Raw genomic sequence first — 14,862 nt, forward strand, 5'->3', positions numbered from 1 at the left:
GAGATGTTCAGCATCGACGACAAGGTTGTTCTGGTGACCGGTGCCTCGTCCGGCATCGGCCTCCACCTCGCCGGCATGCTGGCGGGCCGTGGTGCCCGGGTCGTCGCGGTGTCGCGGCGCGCGACGGAAAGCTCCGCCCTTGCGGCTCTCGGCGGAGACGTGCACCCGATCGACCTCGATGTGACGCAACCGGAGTCGATCGCGGGCGCTGTCGCGACGGTACGATCGGCGTTCGGCCGGATTGACGTCCTCCTCAACAATGCCGGAAGCGTCACCCCGAAGCGTGTGCTCGACACGACGCCGGAGGATTGGGACCGCGTTCTCGAGACCAATCTTTCCGGCCCCTTTTTGATGAGCCGCGCCGCGGCGCCGCTCATGCCGCCCGGCGGCAGCATCATCAACATCGCCTCGATCGGCGCCTTCAAGGCGATCGTGGGCCTCGCGGCCTACGCTGCCTCGAAGTCGGGCCTCCTTCTTCTCTCCCGCAGCCTCGCCCTGGAATTCGCCGAACGCGAGATCCGGGTGAACGTCGTCGCGCCGGGCTACATCCGCACGCCGATGAACGACGGCTTCCTGGACGGCCCGGAGGGTGACCGCCTGAAGAGCCGTATCCCGCTGAAGCGGTTCGGCGACCCGTCCGATCTCGACGGCGCCATCGTGTACCTGTCCTCCGACGCCTCCCGCTACATGACCGGGGGAACGTTGATCGTCGACGGCGGCTTCCTGCTGTGACCCGCGCCAAGCAGACGCGCGCATGACCAACAACGCAGCGCACGGCCACGCGACATGGCCCGAAGCGCTCGCAGCCGCCGCACGCCCGGGGAGATAAGCCGATGCCGATCCTGCAGCGCTTTGGACGCCGTGACTTCGAGAGCTTCTATGCCGCCGGGCATTGGACGCGAGATACCCTCCTCGACGCGCTCGCGGCACATGCGGCCGCGGCCCCGGACAGGCTGGCTCTCGTGGACGGTGCCCGTCGTGTCAGCCGTGTGGAGCTCGCGGCGCTCGTCGACGCGGCTGCGCACAGGCTCGTCCGGGAGGGCGTCCGGCCGGAAGATGTCGTCGCGGTCCAGTTGCCGAACAGCATCCATCTCGTCGTGGTCTGCCTGGCGCTGCTCCGCGTCGGCGCGGTCTATCACCCGCTGAATACGAGCTATCGGCAGAACGACGTCCTGAACATCCTGAAGACCTCCCGTCCGCCGTTCTACGTCCATACGAGGCGCTTCAAATCGTATGTCTACGAGCCGCTGCTCGATGGCGTGCAAGCCGATGGCGGCCTTTCGTTCCGGCGCATCCTCGTGGATGTCGATCGCCCAGCCGAGGAGGCATTCGGAACGCCTGAGGCCACCTCCGAGCTGCCGCCGGCCGATCCCGACGCGCTGTTCCTGCTCGGGGCGACTTCCGGTTCGACCGGCGATCCGAAGCTGTTCATGCACACGCAGAATACGCAGTTCAACGAAGCCCGCTCGCTCAATGCCGCGATGGGGCTCGAGGAGGAGGATCCGTTCCTGGCCTTCGCGCCGATCACGCATCGCGGCGCGCTGATGTGGGGCCTGGTCCAGGCGATCGCGGCCGGCGCTCCGCTCATCCTCCAGCGCGAGTACAACCCGGACGCCATCGTCGAGCTGATCGAGCGGGAGCAGGTCGCGACCTTCTTCGCGATCCCCAACCAGTTGGTCGACTTCCTGGATACCTGCGCCCGGAACGGTCGGAGGGCCGACAGCCTCCGGGTCGTCATGCTGGCCGGGGCGCCCGTGCAGCCCGAGCTCGTCGCACGCGTCCGCGACCAGTGGCCGAACTGCGCGCCGGTGACAGGCTACGGCACGAGCGAGACGGGGTACGCGACCGTCACGCGTCCGACGGATCCGCTGGAGGTGCTCCAGACGAGCGGACGTCCGATCCCGGGCATGGAGATCGCGGTCGATAGAACTGGCACCGCCGAGGGCAACTCAGGCGAATTCGTCTTCCGCGGAGCCTTCGTGTCTGCCGGCTACTACGCCAATCAGCCCGCGACCGATCTCTCGTTCAACAAGGAGGGCTGGTTCCACACGGGCGATCTCGGCTATCTCGACGAGAACGGCAACGTCCGCGTCACCGGACGGATCAAGAACGTGATCATCCGCTCGGGCCTGAAGATCCAGGCCGAGGAGGTCGAGGAGGTGCTCCTGCGGCACCCGGCGATTGCCCATGCCGTCATCGTCGGGATGCGCGATCCGCAGGTCGGCGAGCGCGCCGTGGCCTGCCTCATCCCGCGCGGCGAGAAGACCCTGTCGCTCCCGGAGGTGACGTCGTTCCTCGATCAGGAAGGACTCGGCAAGTTCAAGTGGCCCGAGGTCGTCAGGACCTTCACCGAGTTGCCCCTGAACGCCAACGGCAAGTTCGATCGGATCGTGCTGCGGGCGCAGATCAACGCGCCCGCAGAGACCCACGCGCAGCGCTGATAGTCCCTCGCTCAACGCAAGAAGCTGGTCGCAAGGCAGATCCGGCGCGCATGGTACCGGCTCCGGGCCTGCGGAAATCGAAGGCGCAAAAAGAACATGACGAAAAACTTGGCTGACCGCGTGGTGCTCCTGGTCGGCGTCGGCGTCTCGGGCGCCACGATGAGCAATGGCCGGGCGACCGCCCTCGCCTATGCCGCGAGCGGAGCCCGGCTGGTCCTCGCGGACAAGGACCCAGAGGCCCTGGACGATTGCCGTCGGGCCGTGGTGGAGGCCGGGCACGAACCTGCGACCATGCCTCTCGACGCCACCCGAGAGGCGGAGGTCGAGGCGGCCGTCGCCAAGATCCTGGCGTCGGAGGGAAGGATCGACGTCCTTCACAACAATATCGGCATCGCCTGCCCGGGCCGCATCACCCGGCTCACCGAGGCCGAAATCGATCGCGGATTCGACGTCAACCTGAAATCGATCATGTGGCTGTGCAAGCATGTGCTGCCGGCGATGGAGAAGCAGGGATCAGGGATCGTCACGAACGTCTCATCGATCTCCAGCATCCGGCACATCGGCATCAACGCGCCGCTCTACGACGTGACGAAGGCGGGCCTCAACGCGCTGACACGGCACATCGCGGTCGCATACGGGCCGAAGGGGATCCGGGCGAACGCGATCGTGGTCGGGATGATGGACACCCCGCTCGCCCGAGGCGGCATCGCGCAGGCCGGGCGGGAGATCGACGAGATCTACGATGGCTACGTCCAGCGCGTGCCGTTGCGCCGCATGGGAACCGGGCACGACACGGGCAGTCTCAGCGCATTCCTCGCCTCGGACGAGGCAAGCTACATCAACGGCGCGGAGATCGTGCTGGACGGCGGCCTGACCGTCAGATCCGGCTGAGAACGGGTCTCAGGCTCGAAGCATCCGCCGCAACAGCTTGCCGGTCGGCGTCCGCGGCAGCTCCGTGACGACCTGGATCTCCTTGGGTCGCTTCACGCTGCCGAGGCGCTCGCGGCAGTACAGATCCAGTTCGGACACCAGCGGTGAATCGTCGTGCACCGTGGTGCGAGGCACCACGAAGGCAACCGCAATCTCCCCGAACGCGGGATCAGGCATGCCGACCACCGCGCAATCCACCACATGCGGGTGTTCGATGAGCGCCGCTTCCAGCTCCTGCGGGTAGATGTTCACTCCGCCGGAAATGATCATGTCGTCTTGGCGGTCGACGATGTAGAGGAAGCCCTCCGCATCGACGTAGCCGATATCGCCGATGGTCTGGTATCCCTGCGGCGACGTTCTGTCCCGCGTCTTCTCCGGTGCATCGAAATACGCGAAGGGTGGAACGCCGGAGAAGTAGATGCGGCCGACCTGCCCTGCCGGCAGTTCGCTCCAATCGTCGCCGAGGATGTGCAGGGTGCCACGGACGGACCGGCCGACGGAGGTCGGCCTCTCGAGCCACTCGGCCGACGTGATGGTACAGGTGCCGATGCTCTCGCTGCCGGCATAATATTCCTGGATGATCGGCCCCCACCACGCGATCATCGCGCGCTTGACGGGGATCGGGCACGGCGCAGCGCTGTGCAACGCGAGCCGATGGTGCGGGGCCCGGTGGCGCCCGCGCCGCTCCTCCGGGAGCGACAGGAGGCGCTGAAACATGCTCGGGACCCATTGCGAGTGGGTCACGCCCTCGCGCTCGAGGATGTCGAGCGCAGCCTCCGCATCGAACTTGCGCATGAGGTGCACCATGCCGCCGGCCGCGATGGTGGCGAGGCTGAAGCGGAGCGGCGCCGCATGGTAGAGCGGTGCCGTGGACAGGTAACGGGAGTCGGGGTCGATCCCGTAGAGCCGCAGCAATTCGCCTGCGAAGGGGGGTGGGCCCGATCCATCCGCCGGGAGCGGCCGCCACACTCCCTTTGGCGCGCCTGTCGTGCCGGAGGTGTAGAGCATCAGTCCCCCGGGCGTCTCGTCCGGGATCGGTGTGTCCGGCTGCGCCGCGAGTGCATCGTGCAACTCCGTCATCCCGGCCAGCTTGCCCCCGAGCGAGAACCAGTGCGGCGTCGAGCCGACTTCCGCCCGGACGCTGGACGCAGCCTGGAGGGTGCTGTCGACCAGCGCGAACCGCGCCTTCGAGTTCTCGATCACGTAGCCCGCGTCTCGCGCCGATGCAGCGCTCGACACCGGCGTGAAGTAGAGGCCGGCCCGATAGGCTGCCCAGGCGAGCGCGAAGATCACCGGATCGTTCGCGACGCTCGCCGCGACGTGGTCGCCGCGCCTCAGGCCAAGCGATCGGAACAAGTGCGCGATGCGGTTTGCCGTCGCCTCCAACTCGCCATACGTGACGATCGCATCACCAGCCTTTGCGGCGATCCGACCTGGCTCCCTACGCGCCCAATCCCGCAATCCGAAATCCACGTAGCCGCCCTCCCCTGCTGCCTTGTTGCCGCGCGATCAGGCGCGGTTCGCTCCTGCGGGCGTCGTCCCTGCTTCCGGCGCATCAGGCGCGTGGCTGAGAGCGAGCAGGTTCGCCTTGATGCGAGCCAAGGCGCCTTCCAGCGCTGCGACTTCCTCGTCGGACAGGCCGGCGAAGACGCGCAGGTTCAACTCGTGCCCCACCCGACGCATGGCGTCGGTCATGTGCAGGCCGCGATCCGTCGGCGCCACGAGTTTCACGCGGCGATCATCTTCGGACGCGTCCCGACGCACATAGCCCGCGGCTTCCAGGCGATCGATCAGCCCGCCGAGCGCGGCCTTCCCCATATCCAGGCTCTTTGCGAGCTCGACCTGGGAAACGGGTCGGCCCCGCCGGCGCCCGAGTTGCGCCAGGACCCACCATTGTGACGGCGTGAGGCCGTGCGGGCGCATGGCTTCATCGAAGAAGGCACGTCTCAGCCGCGAGACGTCGTGCATCAGGTAGCCCGCACGGACGCCGAAATCGGCATCATCCCGGCGCCTCTCCTCCGCCCTAGGGGAATGATTGTTCTTGCCCATATCGTATACTGGCATACGATCTGAACGCGTCAACGGGCTCGACCCTCGTTGGGCGCTGAACGGGGAGCGACAATGCCCGGCCTCGACGTCGAGAAGCCTACCTACATGCTGGATGAGGAACTTGCCCTCTTCGAGAACACGGTTGCGCGCTTTCTCGACAAGCATGCAGCACCGGCGCAACGGCGCAGCTGGCGAGAGAACGGCTGCGTCGACCGGGACCTTTGGCTCGCTGCCGGCGAGGCGGGCCTGCTCGGCGTGTCGGTCCCGGCGGAATTCGGCGGTCACGGCGGGGACTTCCGGCATGAGGCTGTGCTCATCCGCCAGTTGGGCATCAAGCATGCGGGGAGTTTTGCCCTCCCGCTGCACAACGCCGTCGTTGCGCCGTATCTGGTGAGCTACGCGAGCGAGGCTCAGCGGCGGCGGTGGCTACCGAGCGTCGTGAGGGGAGAGACCGTGCTGGCGGTCGCGATGACGGAGCCGTCCGCCGGATCGGACCTCCAGGCCATCCGGACCACCGCCACGCGGGATGGGGATCGATATCGGATCAACGGTCAGAAGACCTTCATCTCGAACGGACTCCATGCCGACCTCGTCATCGTGGCAGCGAAGACGGACGCGTCCGCGGGGGCGAAGGGCGTGTCGCTATTCCTCGTCGAGGCGAGCAGCCCGGGCTTTCGGCGCGGCGCACTGCTCGACAAGCTGGGCCAGGAGGGACGGGACACGACCGAGCTGTTCTTCGACGACGTCATCGTGCCGGCGGAGAACCTGCTCGGAGGCCAGGAGGGGACCGGCTTCCGCATGCTGATGGAGAAGCTGCCGCAGGAACGCATGGTCATCGCCCTCCAGTCGCTCGCCATGATCGAGGCCGCACTCGAGACCACGATCGGCTACGCGAAGGAGCGGACAGCGTTCGGCCGACGCCTGATCGAGTTCCAGAACACTCAGTTCAAGCTTGCGGAGTGCAAGACCAGCGCGACCGTCGCACGCGTCTTCGTCGACCACTGCGTCGGCCTGTTGCTGCAGGGCCGCCTCGATGCCGCAACGGCCTCGATGGCCAAGCTCTGGGTCAGCGAAGCACAGGGCAAGATCGTCGACGAGTGCCTGCAGCTGCATGGCGGCTACGGTTACATGACCGAGTACCCGATCGCGGAGATGTACAAGGACGCGCGCGTCGCCCGCATCTATGGCGGAACAAGCGAGATCATGAAGCTGATCATCGCGCGCTCGCTGTAGGGCCAGTCGCCGGCTGCGGCCAGTAGCGGTCCCGCAGCAGGCGCTTGTTGAGCTTGCCGGTGGGTGTCCGAGGCAGTTCATCCGTGAAGTCGATGCTGCGCGGGCAGGCGATCGAGGCGAGTTCGGCCCGGCAATGGGCGATCAGCTCTCGTCCGAGCGCCTCGCCCGCATCGATGCCCGGCAGCGGCTGAACGACGGCCTTGACCACCTCGCCCATGTCTTCGTCCGGAACGCCGAACACGGCGGCATCCAGGACCTTCGGATGGCTCGCCAGTAGGTCTTCGCAGGCCTGCGGATAGACGTTCACGCCGCCGCTGTTGATGACATAGGCTTTCCGATCGGTGAGGTAGAGGAATCCTTCCGCATCGACATAGCCGACATCGCCGACCGTGGCCCAGCCTTGCGCATTGTACGCGGCAGCCGTCTTCTCCGGTTCCTCGTGGTAGGAGAAGCGTGGCCCGTCTTCGAAATAGACCGTGCCGATCTCGCCCGGCGGTTGCACCACCCCATCCTCCCCGACGATGCGCAGCTTTCCCACGACCGCGCGGCCGACCGTGCCGGGATGGGCGAGCCAGGCTGGGCTGTCGACCATCGTGAAGCCATAAGCCTCCGTCGCACCATAGTATTCGACGAGGATCGGGCCCCACCAGGAGATCATGTCGCGCTTGACCTGGATGGGGCATGGCGCGGCGGCATGGACCGCGATGCGCAGGCTCGCGAGGTTGTAGCGGGCTCGTGTCTCCGCCGGCAGTTTCAGCATCCGCACGAACATCGTCGGCACGAGTTGCGAATGCGTGATGCCGTATTGCTCGACGTGCCGGAGGAAGCTCTCGGCGTCGAAGCGGCGCTCGATCACGACCGTGCCTCCGAGCGCCACGGTCATCATGGAGAACAGCAGCGGCGCGGCGTGATAGAGCGGAGCCGGCGAGAGATAGATGGCATCGGAGCCAAGGCCGCTCACGTCACGGCAGAGCGCCAGCTGCAGTTCCCCGACCGTGTCGATGGGCACGTCTCGGAAGACCGGCTTTATCCCCTTCGGCCGCCCGGTCGTGCCGGACGAGTAGTTCATGATGTAGCCGGCGCGCTCGTCCGCAATCGGCCGCGGCGGCATCGCGTTCGCGGCCTCCTCGTAGGAGCCGAAACCGGGGATGTCGCCACCAACCGCGAGACGGTGCAGGCTTTCCGGCAGGTCGGGGAGGATCGCGCCCGCCATGTCTGCCTGACCGCTGCCGACGACGAGAAGCTTGGCGCCGCAATTGCCGACGACATACGAGACTTCTCCGGGCCGCAGATGCGTGCTGATCGGCGTGCAATAGAGGCCGGCCCGCTGCGCTCCCCAGCATAGGACGAACAGTTCCAGCCGGTTTTCCATCAGGATGGCGATGTGATCGCCGATCCCAATGCCGAGTGACCGGAAGAGCTGCGCAGCCTGGTTCGATGCGTCGTCGAGTTCGCGGTAGGTCAGCGTCTCGTCGCCGTCCGCGATGCGGTACGCGATCTTGTCGGGATGTGTCGCGACGTGTTGCGATGGGTGCGGCATTGCCGCAGCCGCCTACTGAGCCGGGTCCAGATGCTTGCAGCCGCCCTCCGCGATCGGGCGCACCAGTTCGGCTCCCTTAACTGTCTGACGGATGCTCAGCAGGTCCCACTCGGATTTGACGTCCTTAGGCGCCTTCACCTCGGCCAGCATCATGTCGTTCTGCAACCGACCGTCCGGCCTGATCCTGGCGCCCCGCCCGATGAAATCGTCGACCGGAAGCTCCTTCATCTTGCGCATCACGTCGAGGCCCTTGTCGGTCTTCGCGGCCTCGACCGCCTTGAGGTAGTGGCGCACGGCACTGTAGACGCCGGCCTGGTTCTGTGTGGGCATGCGGCCGTTCTGGAGCGCCGCGTACTTCTTGGCGAAGGCGCGGCTCGCCTCGTCATGGTCCCAGTAATAGGCCGTCAGGTATTGCAGGCCCTGGGCGGCCTCCGCGCCGACTGCCTTTACCGAGGTGAGATAGAAGATCAGAACCGCGAGTTTCTGGCCGGCCTTCGTGATGCCGAATTCGCTCGCCTGCTTGATCGCGTTGGGCGTGTCCTGCCCGGCATTGGCGAGCGCAACGATCTTGGCCTTCGAGGCCTGGGCCTGGAGGAGGTATGAACTGAAGTCCGGCGTCGAGACGGGATGGAGCACCGACCCGATGATCGCGCCGCCGAGCGAGGCCAGAATCTTGCCGACCTCCTCCTGGATGGCCTTGCCGAAAGCGTAGTCGGCCGTCACGAAGTACCAGGTCTTGCCGCCATCCTGGAACACCGCCCGGGTCAGGCCCTGTGCGAGCGCATAGGTGTCGTATATCCACAGCGCGCCGACCGGCGAGCACGCCTTGCCGTAGAGGTCGGCATGCGCCGAGCCGACATGGAGCACGACCTTCCCGCGCTCGCGACCGATCTCCTGCACGGCCAGCGACACCGCGGAATTGGCGAGATCAGCAATCACGTCGAAGCCGCGCTCGTCATAGAGCTGGCGGGCCTGCGTCGCGGCGATGTCGGCCTTGTTCTGGTGATCGATCGGCACGAGTTCGATCCGTGCGCCAGCCACCTTGCCGCCGAACTCGTCGATCGCGACCTGCGCGGCCGATACCGACCCAAGTCCCGCCGGGTCGGAGTACTGGCCGGACTGGTCGTTCATCACGGCGATCCGCACGACATTGTCGGAGATCTGCGCCGCGGCTCCGCCGGCCCAGCCGAGCGCCAAGCTCAAGGCCAGTGTACCCAACCTCAACCCACCCATCGGCATTCCTCCCATTGTGACTTGTCCGGCGGGCTTCTCGTCCCGCTCAGATCACGTTGCGCAGTCCCGATTCCGGCACCTTCTTGCCGTCGCGATATTCGTAGACGCCGCGGCCGACCTTGCGCCCGAGGCGGCCCGCTTTGACCATCTTGGTGATCAGCGGGCAGGGCCGGAACTTCTCGCCAAGCGTTTTGTGCAGGTAGTTCAGCACCGCCAGCCGCGTGTCCCATCCCGTGAGGTCCCCGAGTTCGAGGGGGCCCATCGGGTGGTTGAAGCCGAGCCGCATGGCCGTATCGATGTCCTCGGCCGTCGCGGTGCCTTCCAGCAGCATCCACATGGCCTCGTTGCCGGCCATTGCGGACATCCGGCTCGTCGTCAGGCCGGGCGTTTCGTTGACCAGGATGGAGGTCTTGCCGATCGCCTCGCACCAGGCCTGCATGCCGGCGATGGTGGCGGCCGACGTCTCGATCCCCCGGACGATCTCGACCAGCTTCATCTTGTGCACGGGGTTGAAGAAATGCATCCCGATCACCCGGCCGGGATCGGCCGTGAAGGCCGCGATCTCCGTGATGCTGAGGGCCGAGGTGTTGGTGGCCAGGATCGCATCGCGCGGCAAGATCGGATCGACCCGCCGCACGATGTCGGCCTTGATCGCGAGGTCTTCCGATGCGGTCTCGACCAGAAGCTCGGCGTCGGCTGCGACCTTCTCCAGATCAGTCGTCGTGGAGAGAAGCTCGCGCACGGCGCCGGCCTTTTCGGCGTCGAGCTTGCCGAGGCGAATACCCTCCTGCACGATGCCATGAATGTTCTCGGCTGCCTTCTCGGCCGCCTGGGATCGAACATCCATCAGGACCGTACGATGCCCGGTCGTCGCGAAGGCATGGGCGATGCCGGTCCCCATCAATCCGGCCCCGACCACCACGACCCGCCGCGGCTGCGTACCCTGCGCCATTGCGCTTCTCCTCAGCGGCCGGTGAAGTTCGGCGCGCGCTTTTCCTTGAAAGCCTTGGCGGCCTCGACGCGGTCCTCCGTCGAGAGCAGGAGGGCGAAGAGGTCGCGTTCGTGTTGCAGGGCAGCGCCCAGGCTCATCGACGCCCCGGAACGCGCCGCCTCCTTGACGTAGCTCGCGGCGACTGGCGGCTTCGACGCGATCACCTCCGCGATGCGCATCGCCTCCGCGAAGAGCGTGTCCGCATCCGGAAAGACGCGCGATACCAGACCGATCCGATGCGCCTCGGCGGCATCGATCCGCTCGCCGGTCAGCATCATGTCGAGTGCCTGCCCGAGGCCGACCAGCCTTGGAAGACGCTGCGTGCCGCCGGCCCCGGGGATGAGGCCGAGATTGACCTCCGGCAGCGCCAGCTTGGCGTCCGCGGACGCAAACCGCAGATCACAGGCCAGCGCGATCTCGAGGCCGCCGCCGAAGCAGATGCCGTGGATCGCTGCGATGACGGGCTTCGAGAAGCGCTCCAGCGACTCGACATAGGCGCCGTGCGCCATGCGGTGGCGGGCCTGCGTCACAGTCTCGTCGGCCCGGAATTCCTTGATGTCCGCTCCGGCACAGAAGCCGCGGGGCCCCGCTCCCCGCAGCACGACAGCGCGGATCGCAGGATCGTGCTCGAACGAGGCGAGCGCCTCGGGCAATGCCCGGCGGATCTCGTTGTTGATGGCGTTCAGCGAATCGGGGCGGTTCAGCGTCAGCAACGCCACGGCGCCCGCGCGTTCGATCAACAGGGCCGGGTCCTGCGTTGCCACGCGTCTTGTCCTCCCTGCTGGCCTCGTGCGGCCAGCGGCCGGGCCAAGCTAGGACCGCGTCCAGAGCCTCGCAAGAAAATTCTTCACTGAAGATTGTTTTTGGAAAAGGCCCCTTCCAGCACGATCACAGGCTTGCCGATGCTGGCCCGCCGGCGCAGTTCCGCGAGCACGTCCGGGAACTCGGAGAGCGCCCGGGTCGACGTCGGCGACGGCCGGATGAGCCCGTCGGCGAGGAGCCCGACGAGGCGGGCCAGCAGGCGCTCGTTGGCCTCGGGTTCGGCCTGCATGAAGCCACCCCAATCGACCCCGACGATGCTGGCCCGCTTCAGCAGCGGCAGGTTCAGCGGAATGCGGCCGATCTCGCCATCCGCGAAGCCGACCACGAGGAAGCGGCCACCGGGCCCCAGCGACCGGAAGGCGGTCTCGGACAGGCTGCCACCGACGGGATCGACGACAATGTTCACCGGACGACCGACAGCCGCGGTCAGCGCCCTACGCCAATCCGGGCGGGTGTAGTCGATCACATTGTCGGCGCCGCGCCTCAGGCAATGCGCCCGCTTTTCTTCGGTGGAAGCGGCAGCAACCACGGTGGCGCCAAGCGCCTTGGCGACATCGATGGAGGCCTCCCCGACCGTGCCGGCCGCCCCGAGGACGAGGACGACCTCTCCCGGGCGCACGTGCCCGCAGCTCTCCAGGCTGTAGAGAGCGGTCGCGTAGGACGACAGGAAGGCTGCGCCGGTCGTGGAAGGCGTGCCTTCCGGCAGGACTGCGAAGTGGCCCCTTTTCGCAAGGGCGAATTCGGCAAGGCAGCCGCCGAAAGCCGTTCCCGCGACGCGCCTGCCGACGAGCGCGGGATCGATGTCCCGACCGCCTGCCTCGACGATGCCGCAGAATTCCCGCCCCGGGATCATGGGAAGGTCAGGCTTCTCCTGGTAGCGCCCGGCCAGCAGCACGGTATCGAAGAAGCCGACGCCGACCGCCTCGACGCGCACCAGGACCTCGTTCGGCCCAGGCTTGGGCGCCGGCACATCGGCGAGCTCAAGCGAAGGCTCGTCTCCGAACGCCGTGCAGATCAGCGCGCGCATGTTTCCCGCCCCAGAGGTCGCGCAGGCCGCGCGCCGATTGACACGCAATAAACAATCATATGTGATGGATTCAAGAGAATGCGGCGGACGAACCATGCCGGCGCATCCGGGACGAAACGCTCCCTCGCCAGCTAGCCGGACCGGATCGGGTGTCGCCGAGGTCGTCGCCCCGGTGCTGGTGGGGCGGGGATGGACGGAAGATCATGACCTGGCAGCTACCGGTGCTTCCCTTCTTCGACGAGCCGCATCGTCGTCTCGCGGAGCGGATCGCGTCGTGGTGCGATGCGAATGCGGCGCTGCTCGATCAGCATCCCGATGCCGACGGGATGGAGGCGACGTGCAGGGCGATCCTGTCGAGCCTCTCGGAGGCCGGCTTCGGCGAGTATGTCGTGCCGCATGTCGTCGAGGGGCGGGTCCAGCGGCCGGACGTCCGCTCGATCTGCATCCTGCGGGAGGCAATCACCTACCGGTCGTTCCTCGCCGACACGATGTTCGTGATGCAGGGGCTAGGCACGGCGGCCCTCTGGAACTGGCAGGACACGGACGCGCGCGACCGCTATCTTGACGGCGCGCGGCGCGGCACGCATGTCGCGGCGCTCGCCCTGACCGAGCCCGAGACGGGCTCGGACGTCGCGGCGATCACCACCCGGGCTGTCCGCGACGGTGACGACTACGTCATCGACGGAGCCAAGGCCTGGATTTCCAGCGCCGGCATCGCGGACCATTACGTCGTCGTGGCCCGGACCGGCGAAGGCCCGGGCGCGAAAGGCCTTTCCGCCTTCATCCTCGATGCCGACACGCCCGGCCTCCGGGCCGGGCCCCCGGTCGAGATGATCGCACCTCATCCAATCGGGCCAGTCGCCTTCGAGGGCTGCCGTGTGCCCGGGTCGCGCCGCATCGGCCCGGCCGGCGAGGGCTTCAAGGCTGCCATGGCGACCTTCGACATCTTCCGCCCGACCGTTGGCGGCGCGGCGGTCGGCGCTGCCCGGCGCGCCCTGGACGAGACCATCGCACGCGTGACCACCCGGCGCCTCTTCGGCAAGACAATGGCCGAGATGGAATCGGTTCAGGCGAAGATCGCCGACATGACGGCGGACACCGAGACCGCTGCCTTGATGGTCTATCGTGCTGCCTGGACGGCGGATGTGGTCGGCGGGCGCGTGTCGCGGGAATCCGCGCTCGCAAAGCTGGTCGCCACCGAGGCGGCAGGCCGCGTCATCGACAGCGCGGTCCAACTCTTCGGGGCGCTGGGTGTTTCGCAGGGCTGCGTGATCGAGCAGCTCTATCGCGACGTGCGGCCGATGCGCATCTACGAGGGCGCGTCTGAAGTCCAGAAGGTCGTGATCGCGCGCAGCATGCTTCGCGCTCGGGCGTAACGGCGGGGCGCTCGCCTTGGGAGGAAAATCGATGAGCAGGCAGGCCGTGATCGTGGATGCGATCCGCACGCCCATGGGGCGCGGCAAGGCCGGAGGTGCATTGTCCGAGGTGCACCCGGTGGAGCTCCTGGCCGGTCTCCTGAAGGAGATCGTCGCGCGCAACGGGGTCGACCCCACAACGGTCGACGATGTGATCGTCGGATGCGTCAGCCAGGTCGGCGAGCAATCCGCGACGCCAGGCCGGATGGCGCTGCTGGCGGCCGGCTTTCCGACCCATGTCCCCTCGACCACCATCGACCGCAAATGCGGTTCCAGCCAGCAGGCGATCCACTTCGCCGCGCAAGGGATCGCGGCAGGCGCCTACGACATCGTCATCGCGGGCGGTATCGAGTCGATGAGCCGCATCCCGATGGGCAGCGCGCGCATGGGTCAGGATCCATTCGGCCCGAAGGTCAACGAGCGGTTCGCACCGGGTCTCGTCTCGCAGGGCATCTCGGCCGAACTCGTGGCGAGTCGCTGGGGTTTCGACCGCGAGGACCTCGACCGCTACGCCGCTCGTTCCCACGATTTAGCCGCGAGGGCCCGTGAGGGGGGCGGCTTCAGTCAGGAGATCGTGCCGGTTTCGGTGAACGGCCGGGACGTGTCGTCGGACGAGACGATCCGGCCGGGAACCACCGTCGACGCGCTCGGTCAGCTGAAGGTTTCGTTCCGCACAGACGCCGCAGCCGAGCGCTTTCCGGAGATCGGCTGGCACGTCACGGCCGGAAACTCCTCGCAAATCACTGACGGCGCCGCCGTACTGCTGATCATGAGCGAGGAGGCCGCAAAGCGCCTCGGGCTCAAGCCGCGCGCCCGCTTCGTCGCGTACGACGTCTGCGGCGATGACCCGCTCCTGATGCTCACGGCCCCGATTCCGGCCACGCAGCGCATCCTGAAGAAGAGCGGGATGAAGCTCGGCGATATCGGGCACTACGAAGTCAACGAGGCCTTCGCTCCGGTTCCGCTCGCCTGGGCCAAAGAGCTCGGCGCGGATCCCGAGCGCCTCAATCCACGCGGCGGCGCGATCGCGCTCGGCCACCCGCTCGGCGCATCAGGCGCGCGGCTCATGACCACGATGCTGCATGCGCTCGAGCAGACGGGCGGGCGCTACGGTCTCCAGACCATGTGCGAGGCTGGCGGCATGGCGAACGCCACAATCATCGAGAGGCTCTGAGGACACT

At 67.1% G+C, this 14,862-nt stretch carries 13 protein-coding genes; 6 read left to right on the top strand and 7 right to left on the bottom strand.

The annotated features are described in order from the left end of the window. The first annotated feature begins 3 nt into the window (after window positions 1-3). From ACO2SS_RS09150 to ACO2SS_RS09160, 3 genes are all read left to right on the top strand, one after another. Window positions 4-732, top strand: a complete 729-nt coding sequence (locus ACO2SS_RS09150; protein WP_423277325.1) for an SDR family NAD(P)-dependent oxidoreductase — start codon at window positions 4-6, stop codon at window positions 730-732. Window positions 733-833: 101 nt separating this feature from the next. Beyond that, window positions 834-2,441 carry a class I adenylate-forming enzyme family protein gene (locus tag ACO2SS_RS09155; RefSeq protein ID WP_423277326.1) on the top strand — a complete coding sequence of 536 codons (1,608 nt, stop codon included), beginning with the start codon at window positions 834-836 and terminating at the stop codon, window positions 2,439-2,441. Window positions 2,442-2,537: 96 nt separating this feature from the next. Beyond that, a complete protein-coding gene (locus ACO2SS_RS09160) occupies window positions 2,538-3,332 on the top strand; it encodes an SDR family NAD(P)-dependent oxidoreductase (protein WP_423277327.1) in 795 nt (264 codons plus the stop codon). A gap of 9 nt (window positions 3,333-3,341) precedes the next feature. On the opposite strand, the gene ACO2SS_RS09165 is transcribed toward ACO2SS_RS09160, so the two are convergent. After that, window positions 3,342-4,844 carry an AMP-binding protein gene (locus ACO2SS_RS09165; RefSeq protein ID WP_423277328.1) on the bottom strand — a complete coding sequence of 501 codons (1,503 nt, stop codon included), beginning with the start codon at window positions 4,842-4,844 and terminating at the stop codon, window positions 3,342-3,344. A gap of 36 nt (window positions 4,845-4,880) precedes the next feature. Further along, entirely contained in the window at window positions 4,881-5,420 is a 540-nt protein-coding gene (locus ACO2SS_RS09170) for a MarR family winged helix-turn-helix transcriptional regulator (RefSeq protein ID WP_423277329.1), read from the bottom strand. A gap of 72 nt (window positions 5,421-5,492) precedes the next feature. On the opposite strand from ACO2SS_RS09170, the gene ACO2SS_RS09175 reads away from it, so the two are divergent. Next, window positions 5,493-6,653, top strand: coding sequence for an acyl-CoA dehydrogenase family protein (locus tag ACO2SS_RS09175; RefSeq protein WP_423277330.1), 1,161 nt, complete (start codon window positions 5,493-5,495; stop codon window positions 6,651-6,653). Here ACO2SS_RS09175 and ACO2SS_RS09180 read toward each other — a convergent pair. The 5 genes from ACO2SS_RS09180 to ACO2SS_RS09200 form a co-directional block, all read right to left on the bottom strand. Next, the gene (locus tag ACO2SS_RS09180) at window positions 6,634-8,193 is read right to left on the bottom strand and encodes an acyl-CoA synthetase (RefSeq protein ID WP_423277331.1); all 1,560 of its coding nucleotides are present in this window, start codon (window positions 8,191-8,193) and stop codon (window positions 6,634-6,636) included. The genes ACO2SS_RS09175 and ACO2SS_RS09180 overlap by 20 nt on opposite strands. A gap of 12 nt (window positions 8,194-8,205) precedes the next feature. Beyond that, window positions 8,206-9,426 carry an ABC transporter substrate-binding protein gene (locus ACO2SS_RS09185; RefSeq protein WP_423277332.1) on the bottom strand — a complete coding sequence of 407 codons (1,221 nt, stop codon included), beginning with the start codon at window positions 9,424-9,426 and terminating at the stop codon, window positions 8,206-8,208. Window positions 9,427-9,472: 46 nt separating this feature from the next. Beyond that, complete coding sequence (locus ACO2SS_RS09190) at window positions 9,473-10,378, bottom strand: 3-hydroxyacyl-CoA dehydrogenase (RefSeq protein WP_423277333.1); 906 nt, start codon at window positions 10,376-10,378, stop codon at window positions 9,473-9,475. An 11-nt stretch (window positions 10,379-10,389) separates the two neighbouring features. Then, window positions 10,390-11,181, bottom strand: a complete 792-nt coding sequence (locus ACO2SS_RS09195) for an enoyl-CoA hydratase/isomerase family protein (RefSeq protein ID WP_423277334.1) — start codon at window positions 11,179-11,181, stop codon at window positions 10,390-10,392. 83 nt (window positions 11,182-11,264) lie between these two features. After that, complete coding sequence (locus ACO2SS_RS09200) at window positions 11,265-12,266, bottom strand: NADPH:quinone oxidoreductase family protein (RefSeq protein ID WP_423277335.1); 1,002 nt, start codon at window positions 12,264-12,266, stop codon at window positions 11,265-11,267. 203 nt (window positions 12,267-12,469) lie between these two features. On the opposite strand from ACO2SS_RS09200, the gene ACO2SS_RS09205 reads away from it, so the two are divergent. Then, the gene (locus ACO2SS_RS09205) at window positions 12,470-13,642 is read left to right on the top strand and encodes an acyl-CoA dehydrogenase family protein (RefSeq protein WP_423277336.1); all 1,173 of its coding nucleotides are present in this window, start codon (window positions 12,470-12,472) and stop codon (window positions 13,640-13,642) included. A 31-nt stretch (window positions 13,643-13,673) separates the two neighbouring features. Next, the gene (locus ACO2SS_RS09210; protein ID WP_423277337.1) at window positions 13,674-14,855 is read left to right on the top strand and encodes a thiolase family protein; all 1,182 of its coding nucleotides are present in this window, start codon (window positions 13,674-13,676) and stop codon (window positions 14,853-14,855) included. Window positions 14,856-14,862 lie beyond the last annotated feature (7 nt).

The sequence above is a fragment of the Enterovirga sp. CN4-39 genome, from assembly GCF_049446235.1.
Classification (GTDB): domain Bacteria; phylum Pseudomonadota; class Alphaproteobacteria; order Rhizobiales; family Beijerinckiaceae; genus Enterovirga.